Annotated in this window: 20 protein-coding genes and 1 pseudogene; 15 read left to right on the plus strand and 6 right to left on the minus strand. The window is 64.7% G+C overall.

Features of this window, described 5'->3' with window-relative positions; translation table 11 throughout:
* Positions 1-167: 167 nt before the first annotated feature.
* Both AC56QP_RS28340 and AC56QP_RS28345 read left to right on the plus strand, forming a co-directional pair.
* Complete coding sequence (locus tag AC56QP_RS28340) at positions 168-911, plus strand: hypothetical protein (protein WP_489862484.1); 744 nt, start codon at positions 168-170, stop codon at positions 909-911.
* The gene (locus AC56QP_RS28345; RefSeq protein ID WP_489862483.1) at positions 901-2493 is read left to right on the plus strand and encodes a GH3 family acyl-acid amido synthetase; all 1593 of its coding nucleotides are present in this window, start codon (positions 901-903) and stop codon (positions 2491-2493) included. Before AC56QP_RS28340 ends, AC56QP_RS28345 begins: the two co-directional genes overlap by 11 nt.
* A gap of 85 nt (positions 2494-2578) precedes the next feature.
* Here the strand turns inward: AC56QP_RS28345 and AC56QP_RS28350 are convergent, their stop codons facing one another.
* Positions 2579-3667: a cytochrome P450 gene (locus tag AC56QP_RS28350; RefSeq protein ID WP_497100964.1), complete on the minus strand. Its 1089-nt coding sequence runs from the start codon at positions 3665-3667 to the stop codon at positions 2579-2581.
* 179 nt (positions 3668-3846) lie between these two features.
* Between AC56QP_RS28350 and AC56QP_RS28355 the strand changes: the two genes are divergently transcribed.
* The gene (locus AC56QP_RS28355; RefSeq protein WP_489862481.1) at positions 3847-4908 is read left to right on the plus strand and encodes a hypothetical protein; all 1062 of its coding nucleotides are present in this window, start codon (positions 3847-3849) and stop codon (positions 4906-4908) included.
* A 42-nt stretch (positions 4909-4950) separates the two neighbouring features.
* Here AC56QP_RS28355 and AC56QP_RS28360 read toward each other — a convergent pair whose 3' ends face one another.
* Positions 4951-5400: a universal stress protein gene (locus AC56QP_RS28360; RefSeq protein ID WP_489862480.1), complete on the minus strand. Its 450-nt coding sequence runs from the start codon at positions 5398-5400 to the stop codon at positions 4951-4953.
* A 219-nt stretch (positions 5401-5619) separates the two neighbouring features.
* Between AC56QP_RS28360 and AC56QP_RS28365 the strand changes: the two genes are divergently transcribed.
* From AC56QP_RS28365 to AC56QP_RS28380, 4 genes are all read left to right on the plus strand, one after another.
* Positions 5620-7536: a diguanylate cyclase gene (locus tag AC56QP_RS28365; RefSeq protein WP_489862479.1), complete on the plus strand. Its 1917-nt coding sequence runs from the start codon at positions 5620-5622 to the stop codon at positions 7534-7536.
* Positions 7537-7847: 311 nt separating this feature from the next.
* Positions 7848-8795, plus strand: a complete 948-nt coding sequence (locus tag AC56QP_RS28370) for a substrate-binding domain-containing protein (protein ID WP_489862478.1) — start codon at positions 7848-7850, stop codon at positions 8793-8795.
* A gap of 217 nt (positions 8796-9012) precedes the next feature.
* Positions 9013-10590, plus strand: a complete 1578-nt coding sequence (locus AC56QP_RS28375) for a sugar ABC transporter ATP-binding protein (protein WP_489862477.1) — start codon at positions 9013-9015, stop codon at positions 10588-10590.
* Positions 10587-11603 (plus strand): ABC transporter permease, encoded by a 1017-nt coding sequence (locus AC56QP_RS28380; RefSeq protein ID WP_269906988.1) that lies wholly within the window; start codon positions 10587-10589, stop codon positions 11601-11603. The genes AC56QP_RS28375 and AC56QP_RS28380 overlap by 4 nt, the downstream gene beginning before the upstream one ends.
* A 78-nt stretch (positions 11604-11681) precedes the next feature.
* On the opposite strand, the gene AC56QP_RS28385 is transcribed toward AC56QP_RS28380, so the two are convergent.
* A complete protein-coding gene (locus tag AC56QP_RS28385; protein ID WP_489862476.1) occupies positions 11682-12050 on the minus strand; it encodes a hypothetical protein in 369 nt (122 codons plus the stop codon).
* Positions 12051-12236: 186 nt separating this feature from the next.
* On the opposite strand from AC56QP_RS28385, the gene AC56QP_RS28390 reads away from it, so the two are divergent.
* Complete coding sequence (locus tag AC56QP_RS28390; RefSeq protein ID WP_091584880.1) at positions 12237-12539, plus strand: hypothetical protein; 303 nt, start codon at positions 12237-12239, stop codon at positions 12537-12539.
* Between the two features lie 488 nt (positions 12540-13027).
* On the opposite strand, the gene AC56QP_RS28395 is transcribed toward AC56QP_RS28390, so the two are convergent.
* Positions 13028-13723: an XRE family transcriptional regulator gene (locus AC56QP_RS28395; RefSeq protein WP_489862475.1), complete on the minus strand. Its 696-nt coding sequence runs from the start codon at positions 13721-13723 to the stop codon at positions 13028-13030.
* A gap of 612 nt (positions 13724-14335) precedes the next feature.
* Between AC56QP_RS28395 and AC56QP_RS28400 the strand changes: the two genes are divergently transcribed.
* Complete coding sequence (locus tag AC56QP_RS28400) at positions 14336-15049, plus strand: GcrA cell cycle regulator (RefSeq protein ID WP_489862474.1); 714 nt, start codon at positions 14336-14338, stop codon at positions 15047-15049.
* 315 nt (positions 15050-15364) lie between these two features.
* Here AC56QP_RS28400 and AC56QP_RS28405 read toward each other — a convergent pair whose 3' ends face one another.
* Complete coding sequence (locus tag AC56QP_RS28405; protein ID WP_489863496.1) at positions 15365-15673, minus strand: DUF982 domain-containing protein; 309 nt, start codon at positions 15671-15673, stop codon at positions 15365-15367.
* A 105-nt stretch (positions 15674-15778) separates the two neighbouring features.
* The gene (locus tag AC56QP_RS28410) at positions 15779-16060 is read right to left on the minus strand and encodes a DUF982 domain-containing protein (RefSeq protein WP_489862473.1); all 282 of its coding nucleotides are present in this window, start codon (positions 16058-16060) and stop codon (positions 15779-15781) included.
* Between the two features lie 89 nt (positions 16061-16149).
* Here AC56QP_RS28410 and AC56QP_RS28415 point away from each other — a divergent pair, with 89 nt between their 5' ends.
* The 6 genes and pseudogenes from AC56QP_RS28415 to AC56QP_RS28440 all read left to right on the plus strand — a co-directional run bounded on the left by AC56QP_RS28415 (position 16150) and on the right by AC56QP_RS28440 (position 19284).
* Positions 16150-16830, plus strand: a complete 681-nt coding sequence (locus tag AC56QP_RS28415; protein ID WP_489862472.1) for a YdaU family protein — start codon at positions 16150-16152, stop codon at positions 16828-16830.
* Positions 16751-17215: a hypothetical protein gene (locus tag AC56QP_RS28420; protein ID WP_489862471.1), complete on the plus strand. Its 465-nt coding sequence runs from the start codon at positions 16751-16753 to the stop codon at positions 17213-17215. Before AC56QP_RS28415 ends, AC56QP_RS28420 begins: the two co-directional genes overlap by 80 nt.
* 143 nt (positions 17216-17358) lie before the next feature.
* Complete coding sequence (locus tag AC56QP_RS28425; protein ID WP_489862470.1) at positions 17359-17955, plus strand: DUF6456 domain-containing protein; 597 nt, start codon at positions 17359-17361, stop codon at positions 17953-17955.
* Between the two features lie 107 nt (positions 17956-18062).
* On the plus strand, positions 18063-18578 hold the full coding sequence (locus tag AC56QP_RS28430; RefSeq protein WP_489862469.1) for a DUF488 domain-containing protein: 516 nt from the start codon (positions 18063-18065) through the stop codon (positions 18576-18578).
* Positions 18517-18741 (plus strand): annotated as a pseudogene (locus AC56QP_RS28435) (DUF8758 domain-containing protein); the annotation flags it as partial. The gene AC56QP_RS28430 and the pseudogene AC56QP_RS28435, both read left to right, overlap by 62 nt.
* A 96-nt stretch (positions 18742-18837) precedes the next feature.
* Positions 18838-19284: a DUF8757 domain-containing protein gene (locus tag AC56QP_RS28440; protein WP_489863719.1), complete on the plus strand. Its 447-nt coding sequence runs from the start codon at positions 18838-18840 to the stop codon at positions 19282-19284.
* The last annotated feature ends 29 nt before the right edge of the window (positions 19285-19313 follow it).

A 19313-nucleotide genomic window follows, 5' to 3' on the forward strand; every position in this document is an offset into this window, starting at 1 on the left:
AGTCTTCAAGCGACATTGGCCGGCGTGCTTGACCGCAGCCTGTACTGGAATTCCTGCCGCTATTATTCGCGGAATGATGAGGATCCATTGGAGGGTGGGGTTGAACATCTGTTCGTCTGTCGCATATTCGGCGCATCGGGGTATGATACGGGCGGGCAGGGAACTACGTGCGAAGTGCTGCAGACGAAGCCGATACCATAGAGTCGCTGACAATCCCGGTTGCGGACCTGATGCCGGTCGACCGCGACCAGATGTTCGCGCTGTACGAGACTTACTACGAAGCCGTCGACCGCAATGGTTTCGAGCGCGATCTCGCCGAGAAGGACGCGGTCGTGGTCATCCGGCGCCACGGCACGATCATCGGTTTCTCGACCTATCTCGTCAGGCAGCAAACCGTTGGCGCGGAGACCGTCAACTATCTCTTCTCCGGCGATACCGTCCTCCATTCGGCGCGCTGGGGCGACCCGGTACTGCTGCGCGGTTTTTTCCGCGCGGCGGGTGCCGCCAAGGCGAGGATCGGCGGCCGGCTTTTCTGGTTCCCCATCATCAAGGGTCACCGCACATTTCGCATCCTGCCCAATTTCTTTCGCGAGTTTTTTCCAGCGATCGATGGTCGGGGCTCGGCCTGCCTTCAGGCCATCCGCGACGCGATAGCGACCGCCCGCTACGGCCGCTACTACGATCCAGCGACCGGGCTGATCGACTTCGGTCCGTCGCAGGGCCACCTTCGGGAACATTGGGCCGATGCCGAGGAAATCGCGGCCAGAAACCGCTATGCGGCACTTTTCGTGAGAGCGAACCCGGACCATTTTCGAGGCGTCGAGCTCGCCTGCTTGGCCGAACTCGAGCTTGGCAATTTGAAGCGCTATGGCGCGGCGAGCTTTGCCGAGGGGCTGGCGGATGGTCGCTGAAGCCTGGGCAAGGATTGCCGTCGAGACAGCGGCCGCGGAGGCTGGTTTCCGGGCGCGGCTTGGCGATGTCGAGGCCACGCAGCGCGCCGTCTTGCGACGGCTTGTCGATGCCAATGCAGCGACGGTGTTCGGCAGTGACCACAATTTCGCCAAGGCCAGTTCGGCGGAAGCCTTTCGCGACATGGTGCCGATCGGCGACTACGAGGCCTTGTCGCCCTATATGGACCGCATGATCGGCGGGGCCGAAAATGTGCTGACCGCCGAGCCGGTCCGGTTTCTCGAACAGACCGGCGGCAGTTCCGGCGGGTCGAAATATATCCCCTATACCGACACGGGCCTGCAAGCTTTCACCGATTGCCTCTATCCCTGGCTGGCGGATTTGATCCGACGCCGACCAGGCGTCACGCAGGGGCAGAGTTATTTTTCGCTCAGCCCCATCGGCCGCGGCGCTGACGAACGTGTCGGTGCACACAGGCTGGGCAGCCCCGTGCCTTTCGCCTATTTCGGAGCGTTGCGCGACAGCCTGATCGAATTGTCCGCCGTGCCGATGGAATTGAGACTGCTCACCGATTTCACCGCCTGGCAAAGGCAAACCTGCCTCCGCCTCCTGGCGGCTGAGGACCTGGCGCTGATCTGGGTCTGGAGCCCGACTTACTTGACGGAAATCCTGCGTGCGATCCGACGCGATGCCGGTAGCCTATTGCAGGAGCTTGCGGGCAGTCTGGGCGCCATACATCCGGGGCACGCCGTGCGCCGCCGCATTGCCACGCTCGAGGCCGCGCTTGGAGGGGCGGAGAGAAAGCTCTCGGCGATCTGGCCTCGCCTCGATACGATCAGTTGCTGGACCGACGCCTCGAGCAGCGGTTTTGCCGCCGAGTTGCAGGCGCAATTCCCCGAGGTGTTCGTCCAGTCGAAAGGTCTGATGTCCACCGAAGCCGCCGTTTCTTTTCCCCATGGCGACGGCGCCGGCTGCATCCTGGCATCGCAAAGCGGGTTCTTTGAGTTTGTCGACGACAACGCCGGTAGCCTGTTCGCCTGGCAACTGGAGGCTGGCCGGTCCTACCGGCTGATCGTCACCACCGGCTCGGGTTTGTATCGCTACGATACGCGCGACATGGTGGAGGTCACCGGCTTTACCGGCGACACGCCACGCCTGCGTTTCATCGGTCGCGCCGGCATGGTTTCCGATCTCTGTGGCGAGAAGCTCACGGAGGCCTTTGTCGCGCGTTGCCTCGACGAAATCGGGCTTGACCGTCGGACGTACGCGCTGCTGGTGGCGGTCGCGACGCCACACCCCCACTACCGGCTTTTCGTCGAAGCCGACACCGCCGGGCAGGCCGTCCAGTTGACAGGCGAGAGCCTGGACCGCGCACTCGGGGCCAATCCGCAGTATGAATATGCCCGGCGCATCGGCCAGTTGGGACCGCTGCGGGCGGCTGGCATCGACGACCTTTATGGCAGGCTGAAGCGCCACCGCATGGACTGCGGCACGAGCATTGCCGGCATCAAGCCGCCAATCCTGCTCAGGCAATCAGACGCGGCGCTTCTCGCGGCACTCGATGACCGTGACGCTGGGCTTTAGGATCATGCTGCATCCCCTTGTCTCGGAATCGAAATTCCTGGGTTGCCATGTTGCCGCTCGGAAATGGGTTACGCGATCGTGCTGCCTAGGCCGTCAGGCGCAAGGTCAACGCATCGAGGCCACGGATGGAGGAATTGTCCATCCATTGCCAGGCGACCGGCTCGATGGTTTTCCAACGGCCCAGCGCCGCTTCCAGAACCGCGACGCCTTCCATCTCCGCCAGCGCCCTGCCAATGCAGACATGCGCACCGCGGCCAAAGGCGAGGTTCTGCCTGGCACGGCCGAGGTTGAAACGCGACGCATCGGGAAACTGGGCTGGATCTCGATTGGCCGCGCCAATCAGCAGCACCACCAATTGGTCCTTCGCGATCTCATGGCCAGCAATGGCCGTGGGCTTCAGCGGCCAGCGGCAGATTTTCTGCACGGGGCTTTCCAGCCGCAGCGTTTCGGCAACGGCGTTGGCGGCAAGCCCGCGATCGGCCCGCAGCGCCGACCACTGGGCGGGCTGGTGAGCGAGATGGAACAGCAGGTTGCCGATGAGATGCACGGTTGTCTCGTGACCGGCGAAGGCCAGGAAGGCGATGTTGCGCCCGGCAGCCGTCAGCCCCAGTGCATCGACGAGACCCCGCAGCCCCGTCAGAAGCGGTGGCATCCGGCCGGCGGCGAGCAGATGGCGCAGATGCTCGACAAAGTAGTCCGACATTTCATCGGCAGGGTTTGGGCGACCGCCAAAGGCGTCGTCGAAACCCGCATCGAGAATGTTACGGATCGGACCCGACCATGCCCGGATCATGGGCATGTCCTCGTCTGGCACGCCAAGCAGCCGACAGATGATGCGTTCCGGCACCGCGCGCGTGAAGGCGGTCACCACGTCGACGTCGCCGGAAAGTTCGGCATCGCCAAGGAACTCGTCGACCGCTTCGGCGACCACGGGCCGCAAAACCGCGGCGCCCTTGCCGACAAAGGGTTGCTGCAAGGCCTGGCGGAGGGCCGCATGAGCAGCGCCCTCCTGATACATCAGCCAGTCGCGCATAGCCGAATGCGGCTCCGCCACCTCGCCGCCAGGGGGCACGTGCGACAGCGTGCGGTTGACAAGGCTGCTGGAGACAAGATCGTATCCCGTGACGTAGACATCACCCCATGGCGCCTGCCAAACGGGGGCTTGCCGGCGCATTTCATCATGGATCGCGTAGGTATTCGCGGCGCCCTTGAAGGCTCCCGCGCGAACCCCTTGCCAAGGGTGCTCACCGGCCCCGGACGCAGTCGTAGAGAATGGCTCGCTATGCATCGTCTTTCGAAGAATCCCGTGTCGTCAGGCATGCCCTGCGCGCGCCAGCTTACCGAGTCCCGGCCATGACCGTCGACCAGGGGCCGATCTACTATCTCTGTACCCGCCGACACGCTTACACGATGGGCGTGCTGCTTGGCTATTACGACCATGGGCTTGGCGACCTTGTGCGGATCATCCCCTACGAATTGGCCGACAAGCTCGGCTCCGTCGCTCCCGGCACCTTCATCTTCACGGATTTCGAAAGGCTGTCTCCTGCCGGATTGCAAGCCGCGGCCGCGTTGCACGACCGTATCGCGTCTCTTGATCGCGACCTCACGTTGCTCAACAATCCCGCGATCGTGCCGCGCCGCTTTGAGTTGCTGAAGCGGCTGAAGGCCGCCGGTCTCAACGACTTCGACGTGCATCGCCTGCACCAGCGTGAGTCACTCCGCCGATTTCCGGTTTTCGTGCGCTGGGAAAGCCAGCATGAGCCGCCACTGACCGGGTTGATCGACAGCGCGGATGCGCTGGAGCGCGCGATTGCCAGCATGCCCGTCCATGTCCGCCAGGACCCGGATCTGATGATTGTCGAATATGGCGCGGCACCATCGGCCGATGGCCGGTTTCGCAAATACTCGGCCTACAAGGTGGGGCCGACGATCTATCCGCAGCACTGCTTCATCAACGAGAGCTGGTACATCAAGTTTCCCAGCACCCGCTTCACCGAGGCGGACAGGGCGGAGAGCCGTGCCTATGTGAGCGACAATCCGCATGCCGCGCAGATCGAGCGTGTCTTCACGCTGGCCGGCATTGACTATGGTCGCATCGATTATGGCATCGTCGACGGTCGCATCCAGACCTTCGAGATCAACAACAATCCGACCGTTCTGACGCGGCCACCCGGGTGGGAAGCCGGCGCGGACTACAGCCGCTACGCCGAGATGCATGCGCGGGCGCTGCGCGGCATCCTGCGGCCAGCCTCCGGCCCACCTTTGCACCTCGGCGACGGCACCATGAGCGTCGACGCGGTCCATGCCGAAGCCATGCGCGCAGTGCGACAGCGCATCGCAAGGTTTTCTCTGCGGCGTCGCCTGTCGCTACGGCTGCTCAAGAAGCGGCTGGCGCGCGTTTTCGGCCGCGGGTGAAGGAGGATTGGCGCGGCGTCCTCCTCAACTGGGGATGATAGCCTAGCGGACCACGAGAACCGGGATCTCGGTGAAGGACAGCACCTCGGCGGTCTGGCTGCCCAAGAGCAGCCTTCCCAGTCCACGGCGCCCGTGCGAGGCCATCACGATCAGATCGCAGCCTTGCGCCTGCGACAATTCCAAGATCGCTTCGGCGGGCTTTCTGTTTTCGATATGCAGGACCTTGGCGCGCACGCCAGCCAGGTCCGCCGACGCCTTGCATTTGTCGAGCACTTCCTTGGCGTATTGGCGGCCGCCTTCCTGATAGGCGGCGAATTCATCGCCGGCGGCATAGCCGGCCATGGCGCCGCCCCAGGCGAATATCGGGAACGGCTCGGTGACGTTGACAAAGGTGACGGCGGCGCCGAGGCGGCTGGCCAGCGTCACGCCCTGGGCAACGCCCTTGTCGGCCAATTCCGATCCGTCCGTGGCGATCAGCAGATGTGTGTACATGATGATTTGACCTGTTGCGAAAGGGTCGTGCGACGACGCGCCCTTGTGATGGCGGAAGCCTGAGGGAGGCTGACTTCGATATAAGTCTGCTATCAGCTTGATCACAGGGCCAGCTTGACGCGGATCAAGGCCAGACAAGCGAGGTAACGCTTTGTTGTCATCGAAGGCCTATCGAGGAGGCGATGCGGCGAAAGCCCCATGCAAAAGGAAAGGTGCGCAATGGGTTCGCCCTGGTCCGAATTGCTGGCCAATCTCGCGGTTGTGGCGATGTTCGTCTCGGTCTGGATCCACACGCATGTGTGGCTGGATCGCAAGCCGGCGGCGATAAGGGCGGCCGCCTTCGGCCTGCTGATGGGCGCTGGCGCCATCACCCTGATGCTGACGCCGATGCGGCTCCAGCAAGGTGTCTTTGTCGACCTCAGAGCGACGATGATAGCCGTTGCCGGCTTCTTCGGTGGCCCGGTCGCCGGCCTCATCGCCGGAGTCATGGCCGGTGCCTACCGGGCTTTCGAGGGCGGAATTGGCGAATTCGCCGGTGCCGTGGGGATCGCGGCCGCCATGCTGATCGGTGTTGCCGGCAACCTTGCCCTAAGGGGGCGCTCGCCCACCATGCCGGACATCATGATTCTGGGTGCGGCAACCGCGGCCGGATCGCTGCTAGGCCTCAGCGTGCTGCCGCAATCCGTCCTGCAGGTCGTTCTGCCCAAAGTGACGCTCCCATCCTCCCTGCTGATCTTCGTCTCGGTCGCGGTCTCGGGGCTTGCGCTCTATCAGGAAAGGCGCCGTCTCGAGGCGCTGCATTCCAGGCGGATCTTCAAGGCGGTGGTGGAGACATTGCCCGATTGCCTCAACGTCAAGGACCTCGACGGGCGGTTCATCGTCGCGAATCCGGCAACGGCCGAGCTGATGCATGCAACGAATGCAAAGGCGCTGATCGGCAAGACGGATTTCGATTTTTACCCGCGGGAAACGGCGCAGAAATTCCGCCAGGACGAGCTCGCCATTCTCGCATCGGGCGTGCCGTCCACCATCGAGCAGCACCTTCACCATGACGATGGGACCGACGGCTGGCTGGCGACGTTGAAAGCGCCGTTCAGGGACAAGAGCGGGGCGATCGTCGGCCTGATCACGCACAATCGCGACATCACCGCGCGCAGGCAACTGGAGACCGAACTGGCCGAAAGCCGGATGAGGCTGGCGGATGCCTTGGCGCACATGGCCGATGGTCTGGTGATGTTCGACCAGGATGGCAAGCTGGTGCTCTGCAACGCCCGCTACAGGGCCATGTTCCCGCTGACGGCCGATCTCCGGGTGCAGGGCGCGGACTATCGCGATATCCTGCGCGCCTCGGCCGCGCGCGGCGAACAGATCGTGCCGCAGGGGACGGTCGAGGACTGGATCGGCGGCATCGTGGCGACGCAGACGCAAGCCAGCAAGCGCCAGGTCCGGCTCGCCGACGGGCGTTGGCTCGACGTCCGGACCAGGCCGACCGGCGATGGCGGGAGCCTGAGCCTTTTTTCCGACATCACCGAGGCAAAGCACATCGAGGCCGAGCTGCTGGTGGCCAACGAGAAGCTGAACCTGCTGGCGCACAGCGACGGGCTGACCGAGCTGTTGACGCGCCGGGCCTTCGATCAAGCGCTGGCGCTTGAATTCGCCCGCGGCAAGCGGAGCGCGATACCGCTCAGCCTGCTCATCATCGACGTCGACTGGTTCAAGCGGTTCAATGACCACTATGGCCATCCGGCGGGAGACGAATGCCTGCGCGCCGTCGCCGGCTGCATGAAGGCCACGGCCCGGCGGCCGACCGACTCGGCGGCCCGCTATGGCGGGGAGGAGTTCGCTCTCATCCTGCCTGAAACCGACGCGCGAGGCGCATTCGTCATCGCCGAGAACCTCAGAGGCAAGGTGCGCGACCTCGGGCTCACGCATGCCGGTAGCGAAAAGGGCATCGTCACGGTCAGCATCGGGGTCGGGACCTTCGATCCCGGCAGCGCCCCGATCGAGATCGCGGATCTGCTCAGGCGCGCCGACGAGGCCCTCTATGGCGCCAAGGCGGCGGGGCGGGACAGGGTCCACGGCTGGCGCCCGCATCTCAGCGAGCCGCACTCCACAGGCGGGCGGCGCCGGCTCTGAGCCGACGGGGGTTCGGGCCTTCCTATCTCGCATCCGGTAAAGGACGGCCCGCAGCGGAAATCCAAAAATCCGACAATTCCGATAATTTGCCCCGGCAGCTCTGTTATATCGATGTTGCACAAATGGTTGACCCTGGGTTAGCATCCGCGCGCAGGCGTCGATGGGAGGCTCTTTTTTACAGCGGCGGCCAGCTGGAGCGGCATGCGTTGTCTAGCGCAGGGAGGATGCTCCAACACTTTGAACCGACGCATGATCCCTCCTGAAACCGATCCCGGTTTTCGGGGTCGTGCGTTCTTGTGGAGGAGGATCCCATGAACAGACGTGAATTCCTGCTGTCGTCCGCGGCGCTCGGCGCCATGATGCTTGCCGCGCCCTCGGTGTTCGCCGAGGACAAGCTCACCATTCTGGGCTCGGTGCCCAATCTCGGCTTCCCGTTCTTCGTGCACATGCTGAACGAGATCAAGGCCGAGGCCGCCGCGCAGGGCGTCAACCTGACCGAGAGCGACGGCCAGAACTCGGCCACCAAGCAGACCGCCGACATCGAGGCGGCCCTGGTGCAGAAGGTCAACGCCATCGTCATCTCGCCGCTCGATGTCAACGCGCTGGCGCCGGCCATCGAGGAAGCGGTCAAGGCGGGCGTTCCGGTGGTGACGATCGACCGCCGCGTCGACGGCGTCGAGGGCATCCTCGCCCATGTCGGCGCCGACAACGTCAAGGGCGGCGAGGCGGAGGCCAGCGCCATGGTGGCGGCGTTCCCCAACGGCGCCAAGATCTTCCACCTGCAGGGCCAGCCAGGTGCTGGGCCCGCTATCGACCGCAACAAGGGGGTGCACAACGTGCTCGATCCCCTGAAGGACAAGTATCAGATCATCTTCGAGCAGACCGCCAACTTCGCCCGCGCCGAGGCGCTGTCGGTGACCGAGGCCGGCCTCGCCGCCAACGGCAAGCCGGACGCCATCGTCTGCGCCAATGACGACATGGCGCTCGGCGCCATGGAGGCGTGTGCCGCACGCAACTTCACCGACGTCAAGATCTACGGCTTCGACGCGCTGCCGGAAGCGCTGGTCGCGGTGCGCGACGGCAAGCTTGCCGGCACCGTCGAGCAGTTCCCGGGCGAGCAGTCGCGCACCGCGGTGCGCATCGCTGTCGCCTATGCCAAGGACAAGACCGAGCCGAAGGAGAAGCTGGTGCTGTTGACGCCGATCGTCATCGGCAAGGACAATCTCGACAAGGCGGAGCGGATCGGCGAGACGAAGTAGGGGCTTGTGATCGGCGTGGTCGGGACAGTGTCCCGCGAGCAAGATCGATCGCCGAAGTTTGCGTCGCCCCTCATCCGCCTGCCGGCACCTTCTCCCCGTCAAGTGACGGGGAGAAGGGAAGCGCTTCGACGCTGGCGACCCCCTCTCCCCGTCTCTATACGGGGAGAGGGTAAGGGTGAGGGGCAGCGCAGACGTCCCATGTTTCCGGGAGCAACCTTTGTCGCCAGCTGAAGCCGCATCGCCTGAACCCGTCCTGCTTTCCGTCGAGGGCGTCACCAAGCATTTTTCCGGCGTCACGGCGCTGAGCGACGTCTCGCTCGACATCAGGCCCGGCGAAATCCTCGGCCTTTTGGGCGAGAACGGCGCCGGCAAGTCGACGCTGTTGAAAATCCTGTCCGGGGTCATGCCGCCGTCCAGCGGTCGCATCACCTTCGACGGCGCCGACTATCAGCCGGCGAGCCCGCAGGATGCCAAGCGGCTCGGCATCGTCACCATCTACCAGGAACTCAGCCTGATCCCGACGCTGACGGTGGCGGAGAACATCTTCATCGGCCGCGCGCCGACAGGACCGCTCGGTCTGGTCAGTTGGCGGCGCATGGAGGAAGACTCCCGCGCGATCATCGCCCGGGTCGGTCTGACCATCGATCCGATGACGCCGGTCTCGGCGTTGTCGGTGGCCGAACAGCAACTGGTCGAGATCGCTCGCGCGCTGTCGCTGAAAAGCCGATTGATCATCATGGACGAGCCGACCTCGGCGCTGACCGAGACCGAGGTGCAGCGCCTGCTGTCGATCATGGACCGGCTGCGCAAGGACAAGGTCGCCATCATGTTCGTCACCCACCGGCTGGAGGAGGCCGCCGCCATCTGCGACCGCATGACGGTGCTGCGCGACGGCAGGCTGGCCGGCCATCTCGACCGCGACAACGGACCGATCGAACTGCCTGCCATCATCGAGAAGATGGTGGGCCGCGCCGCGTCCGAACTCTATGCGCGGCCGGCACAGCGCGCCGTTGCCGGCGACATCAGGCTGTCGGTACGCGGCTTGCGCACCGTGCGCGACCCCGAGGCGCCGCATGCCATCGTGCTCGACGGCGTCGACATCGATCTCAAGGCCGGCGAAATCCTCGGCGTCGCCGGCCTCGTTGGTTCGGGCCGCACGGAGCTGGCGCGCGCCATCTTTGGCGCCGACCGCATCGCGGCGGGAACGATCACGCTCGACGGCAGGCCGATCGCACCGGCGTCGCCCGCCGATGCCATCGCGCTCGGCATCGGCCTGGTGCCGGAGGACCGCAAGCACCAGGCGATCTTTGCCGCATTGGGCATCCTGCCGAATTTCTCCGTCGCGTCGCTCGGGCATTTCAGCAACGGCTTCGGCTTCATGGCCGAGCGGCGCGAGCGCGATGCCCTTGCCGGGTTCCGCAAGATGCTGTCGATCCGCATGGCATCGGCCGAGCAGGCGATCGAGGGCCTGTCGGGCGGCAACCAGCAGAAGGTGATCCTGGCGCGCTGGCTGGCGCGCGATCCCAAGGTGCTGATCGTCGACGAGCCGACGCGCGGCGTCGATGTCGGCGCCAAGACCGAGGTGCACCAGATCCTGGTGCAGCTTGCGGCGCGCGGCATCGCGGTGATGATGATCTCGTCCGAACTGCCCGAGGTGCTGGCGGTGTCGGACCGCATCGTCACCATGCGCCGGGGGCGCATCACCGGCCAGATGCAGGGCGTCGAGGCAAACGAGGAAAAACTGATGGAACTGATGGCGCTCGACAGGCAGGACGCGAAGGGGCAGGCACGATGAGCGTGGCGGGCGAACAGAACCAGCGCGGCGGCATCAATGTCGCGCGGCTCTTGATGAGTTTCGGGCCGCTCTTGTTCCTGGCGGCCCTGATCGTCGTCTTCACCGTGCTGAAGCCGAGCTTCATGGATCCGATCAACCTGTTCAACATCACGCGCCAGATCTCGATCACCGGGCTGATCGCGCTTGGCATGACCTTCGTCATCCTCACCGCCGGCATCGATCTGTCGGTCGGCTCGCTGCTCGCCTTCTGCGGCATGGTCGCCGCCGTGGTCGCCAAGGGCGGCACCGCCAACACGCTGTCGCTGTCGACGTCGGGCACGCAAGGCTATGGCTGGTTCGCCGCCCTCTTGGCCGCCGTCGTGGTGGGCGCCGCCGCCGGCGGCGTGCAGGGGCTGGCCATCACCCGGCTGAAAGTGCCGCCCTTCGTCGTCACGCTGGGCGGGCTGACGGTGTTTCGCGGGCTGACGCTGACCATCTCCAATGGCGGCCCGATCTCGGGCTTCGACGCCTCGATGCGCTGGTTCGGCACGGGCCTGATCGGCCCGGTGCCGGTGCCGGCGATCATCTTCGCGGTGGCCGCCATCCTGTGCCACATCGTGCTGCGCTACACGCGCTACGGCCGCGCCGTCTATGCCGTCGGTGGCAATGCCGAGGCGGCACGCCTGTCGGGCCTGCGCGTCGACCGCATCCTGGTCTCGGTCTATGTCATCGTCGGCTTCTTCGCCGGGCTCGCCGCCTTCGTGCTGTCGGCGAGGCTCAACTCGTCGGAAGCGGTGGCCGGCATCGGCTACGAGCTGACGGTCATTTCGGCCGTCGTCATCGGCGGCACCTCGCTGTTCGGCGGCATCGGCTCGGTCGGCGGCACGGTGGTGGGCGCGGCGCTGATCGGCGTGCTGCAGAACGGGCTGCAGTTCAACAATGTGTCGTCCTACACGCAAAGCATCGTCATCGGCCTGATCCTGATCCTGGCGGTGGCGTTTGACCGGTGGTTGAAGTCGCGGGTGAGAAGGTGAGGGCCGGGCATGGCGGTGATCCCTTCTCCCACAAGGGGAGAAGGCGATGCCAACGCAGCGCCCCAGACCCGCTGTGGCTCACGCCGCCTGGAGCGCCCAAAGCTGATGGCCGTAGCGGCGGAAATAGCGCGCCACGAGCCGTTGCTGCCTGGCCCTGACAAGGTCGGCCTGGCGCCGCTCCTGACGCCAGCGGGGCATGTTGCGCCAGCAGGCGATGAAGCGGGTGGTGTCCTCGATGGCTTCCTCCGCCGACAAGGCCGGGCCGATAGCAGCGAGGAACAAGGCTTCCGACTGTTTCAGCTCGTCAATGACGGCCTTGCGCCGCAGATGATCATAGCGGGCACGCTGGATGCCGTTGCGGCGGATCGCCTCGAAGGCTTCGAGCAAAGCAGGGCTGTCGCCGGTGTAACCGCAGGCGCGGGCGAAATCGGCGGCAAGGGCGTGCATCGTCGCTCCCGGAACTGATGCGGCGGGCGGTTCTCCCTCCGACTCACATTTGTGAGTTTATATAAGCATAACTCAAAGAACTATAGAAGAAAAACTTTTGGGAAAGTTTGAAAGGCTCGACTCGACTCTCACGTCAAAACGCAGGAATATGCGAACAAATCAGGAACAAAAGGCAAGGGAGGGGCGATGGCATTGCCAGGCAAGGAACCGGTGATCGCGCATGTCGCCTCGATATCCGTCGAGTGCGCCGATTGCGGCCGCAACAGGTGGTGGCGGCCCGATCAGCTGAAGCGGTTCGGGGTGACGGGGAACACGCCGCTGGCCGCGTTGTCGGGGCGCATCGTCTGCTCGGCCTGCCGCGCCGACGGGCTGCCGGGCGCCGCGGTGTCGATCCAGGCGGCGTTCATCGACGAACGCCAGCGGGTGCGCAGCGAAGCGCGGATGCTGAACGACCGCGAGGTGCCGCTGGAGGGATCGAAGCGGGCTTGAGAGGGCGGGATGGTTGGGATGAGAGCTTCGGCGTGAATTGTTCTGCCTCGCCGCGCCTTTCGTCTCGGTCGCGGCATGGATCCTAGGGTCTGCGCCGCGTCGCTTCGCTCCTTGCTTCGCCCTAGGATGACGAAGGGGGAAGGCCTCCTGGCCAATTTCCGGAGTTGCGACTGCCGTCGGCCTCGGCGACTGGGCTACCATGACTTCGTCATCCTGGGGCGGAGCAGCCGCATAGCGGCGTCGCGAAGACCCTAGGATCCATGCCGTGACATCGGAGCGTTGCCATGGTGCAAAATCATTCGCGATGCGGAAGACGCCCCGCCCTTAGTCCCAGCATGAATGCTTGCCTGCCAGTGGTCAGCGCTATCATGCAATCGTTGGCCTCTAGGTTCATGGCGTGTGCGGAGCCGCTTTCAAGTGCTTGAATTGTCGGCATAGCGGCTTCCCGGAACCAGCGATCGATCGCTGCGTCGTGCGTGACTTCGCCCCTAGTACCCCAGCAATTCCTTCAGTGGAATCACACGCCAGACGTGTTTGATGGCGTAGCGGTTGAAGGTCAGCGTCTTGGGCGGATTGTACTGCTCGACCACCAGCTCGGCGGCGGTGCGCTTGACCAGCTTCTTGATGAAGGCCTTGCCGTTGCGCTCGTTTTCTTCCGGAAAGGTCTCGATGACCACGTGGTCGCCGGGCACGGCGTCGCGGCCGCCGCAATAGATCAGGTCGCCGGGTTCGTAGCGCGGCACCATGGAATCGCTGAGCACATGCAACGCAAACACTTTCGGCAGGTTGCGAACCCCCGGCGGGCGCTGGACATAACCGGCAGGCTCGCCGTTGAAGGTGAAGTCGCCGTCGTCGCCGCCGACCGCGGCCCCCAGCACCTCGATATCCATTGATCCGGCGGGCAGGGGGGCGGCATCGGTGACGATTTCGGCGTCGGCCACCGGGCCGGCATCGTCGAGGAAGACGACCTCGCCTTTGCCAAGCGCGACAGGGTCGACGCGCAGGAAGGCGGCGGTCTTCAGCAGGTTCTCGGTCTTGGGCAGGTTGCGGCCGGTTTCCCAGTTGCCGACGGCGGCAACGTCGGTTTCGTTGTGCTCGGCAATATGGCGCATGACCAGGCCGCGCTGCTTGCGCGCCTTGCGGATCGCCGCCCCGACCTTGATCGACAGTTCCGTCTTTGCCATGGCGCCATGTGAGCGATGAAAGCGGCTCTCGTCTATGAAAGAATGGCTTGCATCTATTTTTGAGTTATGCTTATATCCGGTCATGCAGAACCTGTCCAGCTTTCCTGGCGCCGTGGCGCCGGCCTCATCCCAGGCGCATCCGGCGGCGAAGGCCGTCACTTATTCGCTTCCGTCCCGGCTGTCCTCCTCCCCGGCCGGGGCGAAGCCCGAGGCTCCGTGCTTGCACGCCTCGGGTCCGGTCCGCCCGTCACCGGCGACCGGAACGGCCGGAGCCGCCGCTCCCCGCGGCTCCGGCCCCCCATTCCACAGGCATGGCGCTGGCTCCGGCTTTGCCGGTCCGTCTGCCCGGTCATGCATCCGCACGCAGGATGGCACGGTCATCTTGTTCGAGCCGGCAACGGGCAGGGCGGTTTCCGCCCCCGACCAGAAGACCGCCGAGGTGCGGCTTTCGCGCCTTGCCGCCCGACGATCGGCCCGGCCCGGCTGACCCGGCGCCAGCCGGACCTCGAAACAGACAACCACGAATGCGGCCCGGTGGGCCGAACCCTGACGCTTGCCCGACGGCGCGCGCTCAAGTGCGGCCGAAGGCTGAACATTGGATGGAGGCCAGACATGGCGGGCTACACCGACAGCGAATTGCAGGAGATCGCCAGCTGGCTGAAGGAGGGGCTGTCCGCCTCGAAGATCGCGGCGGCGTTCAGCGCACTGCGCGGCGCGCGCGTGTCGCGCAACGCCATCATCGGCATCGTCCACCGCAACGCCATGCTGGGCGCGATCGGCTTTGCCAATGGCAGGGGTGTACCAAAGGGCGTGACAACCGCCGCCAGGCAGGCCGTAAGCAAACGAACGGGAACCAAGCCGGCGAATGGCCTGCCGGCAACGGGCAAGGCCGGCGGCACGTCGGCTACCGGCGCCGGGAAGGTCGGCGACCTGCACGCTGCGAAGGGCGCCGGTGCGCGCAAAAGCAAGGCCCGGCCGAAGCGCGACCCGCCGCCGGCCTGGCTGCCGTCGCGCCTGTATGCGCGCGAGGTCGGCGTGCTGGTGGCCGACGGCGAGGCCTATCGCCTGGAAGTGCCGGTACCGCCGCGCACCGCCATCGGCCGCCAGCCGCATGGCGTGGCGATGCGCTTCATCGACTGCTTGTTTTCCCGCTGCCGCGCGCCGCTGGATCTGACGCTGGAAGAGGATCCTGAAAACGATGCGCCGGGCGGCCGGCCGGGCGCCGACATGCTGTGCTGCGGCATGCGCACCAGGGCGCTGAAAAGCTATTGCGACTACCACCAGGCGCGCTTCCGCCGCCGCGTTCTCGTAGCGGAGCCGGGGTGAGCATCCCTTCTCCCCGGGGGAGAAGGTGCCGGCAGGCGGATGAGGGGCGGCGCCAGCGCCGCGAAATCTGGCAACAACCGACGCCTACTTGTCGAAGCGTTGGCGCCGCCCCTCACCCTTACCCGTTCCGGGGCGAGCCACGGGTCTCGCCCGTCCTCCGGACCCCCGCAGGGAGAGGGGGCGTCAGCGCCGGAGCTTAATTCTTCTCCCGTGCCGGCAGGCGGATGAAGGGCGGCGCTGACATGGCAGGCAAATGCGGACGAGCGATCGCGAGGATCTCAGATGAAGCAGGATCGAACCGAGAGCCGCACAGTCTTATTTCGGGATATGGCGGCCTTGCTTGGGCATGCGGCTTTGCACGGTCCTTGCCTCGAGCATCATGGCCGGACCGCCGTCGGCGACGAGGATGCCGCTGACCCGGGCGAAGCCGGTGAACACCTTCATGGCGTCGGATTCGGAAATCTGCGCGGCGATGGCCGCGCTGCAGGCGTTGAGCGCGCTGCGGTATATGTGGCCGCGCCGCTCGATCGGCCAGCGCTGCAGGAAATCGGCGGCGTCGCTGACGCTGTCGATCTCTTCCACCTCACCCTCCATCCGCACCTTGAGCGGCACCCCGGTCTTCATCGTACCCACGGCGTTCACCTTCGATCTGGCATTGCGCGCGGCATCCAAGCCCGCGTTCATAAACGCGCAAGGCTGGCGGGCGGTTGCATCACATCCGCGCCGGCGTCACGGACCGGCGGCGGCGTCGAGCCAATCATGCGCCCGGCTCCGCGGCTTGGCAACCAGTATGCCCTGCTGCCCGGCTACCTTGATGAAGGCGTCGAAGGCGATGCGCTGGGTGCAGGTGCCGTCCACGGCCGATGCCACCAGCCTTGCCGCCTCGACGTAGCCAGGTGCGGTCTTGTCGGGCCATTGGTGCCCGAGCGCGGTCGCGGCGTCGGCCACCGAGCCGACCAGCATGGTCGTGTTGTCGCAAAATCGCAGAGTAACCGGCATGAAGGCCGTCATCGGCAAACCTCCCCTTGGCATCGACGCGACAAAACGTCGAACCCCGCCGCTGGTTCCATCAGGCGTGGCTTGAATATGGGCGTGGCGGCATGAGCGAGCGCCCCTTCATGCAGCTCTACGTCTCCGATTTCGTCGGCGAGACGCTGCAGCTCTCCACCGAGCAGATCGGCGCCTACATGCTGCTGCTGATGGCGATGTGGAATGCCGGCGGCCGGCTGCCCGACGACGACGCCAAGCTGGCGCGGGTGGCGCGCCTGTCGCTGAAGAAATGGCGGGCGCTCAGCGCCGACCTGTTGACCTTTTTCGAGCGCGAGGGCGGCGAGATCAGCCACGGGCGGCTGACCAGGGAGTTGCACAAGGCCCAGGGCAAAAGCCATTCGAGGGCCGCCGCCGGCGCGCGCGGCGGCGCCGCCACCGCCTTGAAAACAAAGGCGCATGCGGCGGCAAATGCCGGCCCTTTGCCGCGGCATCTTCCAGAGTCCAGAAACCAGAGTGAAAAAGCTGCCGCTTTTTCCCGGGAAAAGGCCGGCGCCTTTTCCCGCGAAATCGCGCAGGGATTTGCGGGCCGGACGCAAGAAGACGCGCGGCGTTTCTCCCCGCGCACCGCCAGGCCGAAAAAGCCGGCCGGCTGGCATCAGCCGAAAACCCATAGCGACGCCGCCAACGCCATCATCGAGGAGATCCGCAACCATGACCGCAGCCGAATTGCAGCAGGCGACGAAGGCGCTGGCCGCGATGTTCTCATGCTTCCCGCAATCCGCGCTGACTGACGTCGACATGCAGATGCGCGGCTATCTCAGCGCCGTGCAGGAGGCCGAGCTGGCCGACCTGCAGTCCGCCATCCAGCGCTTCATGCGCGGCGAGGTGAAGACCGGCAACGCGCAGTTCTGCCCCTCCAGCGCGCAGCTCTGCATCGAACTGCGCGAACGCCGCGCCATCCGCGAGCTGCTGGCGAGGAGAGGGGTGCTGCAGAACCTGGGTTCCTCGAAGCCGCAGGTCGCAAGGGCGGACCCATCGATTGCGAAGGCTGCGACTTCGAAAAGTCTGGGTTCCTCGCCCCCGCAAAGCGGGGGAGAGGTGGCCCGGCGTAGCCGGGACGGAGAGGGGGCGACCTCTGCGAAGTCAAAGCCGGTTGAGGACGGAGCACGAGATTAAGTGGTCCGCCGCGCCGCCTTTCTCTGCAGCCGCCGCGCTGCCCCCCTCTCCGTCTGGGGCTTTGCCCGAGCCACCTCTCCCCCGCTTTGCGGGGGCGAGGACCCCAAATTCTCCCAAGCCACCACCCAACCAAGGAGCCCCCCATGGCCAGGAAGACCAGACCCGCAAAACCCCAGGCGCCGAAGCTGCCCAAGGGCGAGGCCGAGCAGGTGCGCATCCGCCGCGAGATCGGCCATGATTTCGCGCTGAAGGACGATACCTTCGGCCGCAAGCGGCTCCACGCCGGCACGCAGGAGGCAAGCCGCGTCTACGAGGTGTCGAATGACGGCTTCACCTCAAGCGGCGGCATCGTGCGGGTGCGCAATGTCGACCCGCTCATCGGCATCACCTCGCTGTCGCGCCAGCAGCGCGAGGCCGGCCAGCGCTACCGCGAGGATTTCCAGTGCAGCCAGCAGGCCAGCGTGAAGCCGATGCGCTGGACCGAACGTGTCGACGGCGGCCGCCAGGGCGGCGGCATCGCCGACAGCGTGCTCGACGCCGGCCGCGCCCACGCCGCCGCGACCCGGGCGCTATGCCACTGGGAGCTGGCCGCCGTGGTGCAGCAAGTCTGCTGCGCCGGCGGCTCGATCAAGAGCCTGGCCGAGCAGACGGGGGAGGGCCGCGATGTGGTGACGAAGCTGTTGAAGGTCGGGCTGGATTTGTTGGCTGTGCATTATGGGATGATGATGGGGCGAGTGTAAGCCTTTGTTCATCGGGCCTGAAACAAACATTGATGCGATGCGGCACGGTCCCAGGTCGACGTAAGCTCCGCATGCGAGTATCCACGGGCGAAATGCCGGAGAATGACATGAGTGTCGTCTACACGATCGGATATGAGGGAACGGATATCGACCGTTTTGTCGAAACCCTGAAAACTGTTGGCGTCAAGCGGGTGGCTGACGTTCGTGCTGTCGCACTTTCTCGCAAGAAGGGATTCTCAAAGAAATCATTGGCTGCCCGCCTAAATTCTGAAGGTATCGAATACTTGCATTTCGTAGACCTTGGCGATCCAAAACCGGGGAGAGAGGCAGCCCGAGCAGGACTTTTCGAAAAATTTCGTGCTATCTATACTGCTCACCTTGATTCCGACGACGCTCAGTTGTCCCTCAAGGAGCTGGTGGCTGCCGCGGGGGAAAAACCGACATGTCTACTGTGCTTCGAACGCGACCCGGAGACCTGTCATAGGTCTATCGTTGCGGAGGAAATGATTGAGTCAATGGAGTTCGAAGTGTTCGATCTCTTTGGTGACGATCCGGAGCGCTATGTCCGCAACGCCTCAAAGCTGCCGCGTTATTATCCTCGTGAAAGCGCTGCCACAGCGTAGCGCGAAGCACGGAGAAACCGTGTGTTGTGCTGGCGTAACGCCCGATGGCCATTGGAAGCGTCTCTACCCGGTTCGTTTCAGGCATCTTAAGGAAGAGAATAGCTTCAAGCGCTGGGATTTCATTGACTTCAAATACACCCGACCTCCACGAGATAATCGCAGGGAGAGTTGTCGAATATTCGAAGACACTATTGTAATCAGCAAGCGGTTAGCTCCGAACGAACGAACTTCATTTCTAAATCCACTGGTTTTGCCGTCCGTGAAATCTGCTGAAGAGCGCGGAGATTCGCTCGCGTTGATCAGACCTGTCGAACCGCGTTTCTCTTACAGGTTGAAGTCGTCGGCTGATTTGAAGGAAGAACGTGACTCTTACAAACTGGCGGCGTCACAAGGGTCGCTTCTAGACGACGAACTCGCCGCGCTAGAGCCCACACCTTACGAGTTTAAGTTCAAATTCAAGGACGCAGATGCGCAACACCAATACACAAATGGCGATTGGGAAGCGCACGCAATGTACTTTAACGAGCGGAAAGTTGGACGGACCGCACAGGAAACGCTCGACTGGATGGATCATAGGTTCAACGATGACTACCCCAAACGCGGAATGTTGTTCGCGGTTGGGAACCTGGCAAAGCGGCCGCAGACTTGGCAGTTGCTTGGAGTTCTTCGGGTTGATGAGACTCTACAAGGCGCGCTCGCATTGTAGGCGAGACATCGTGGCGACAGGGTAGGATC

It is taken from the genome of Mesorhizobium sp. RCAM 05104, assembly GCF_059683645.1.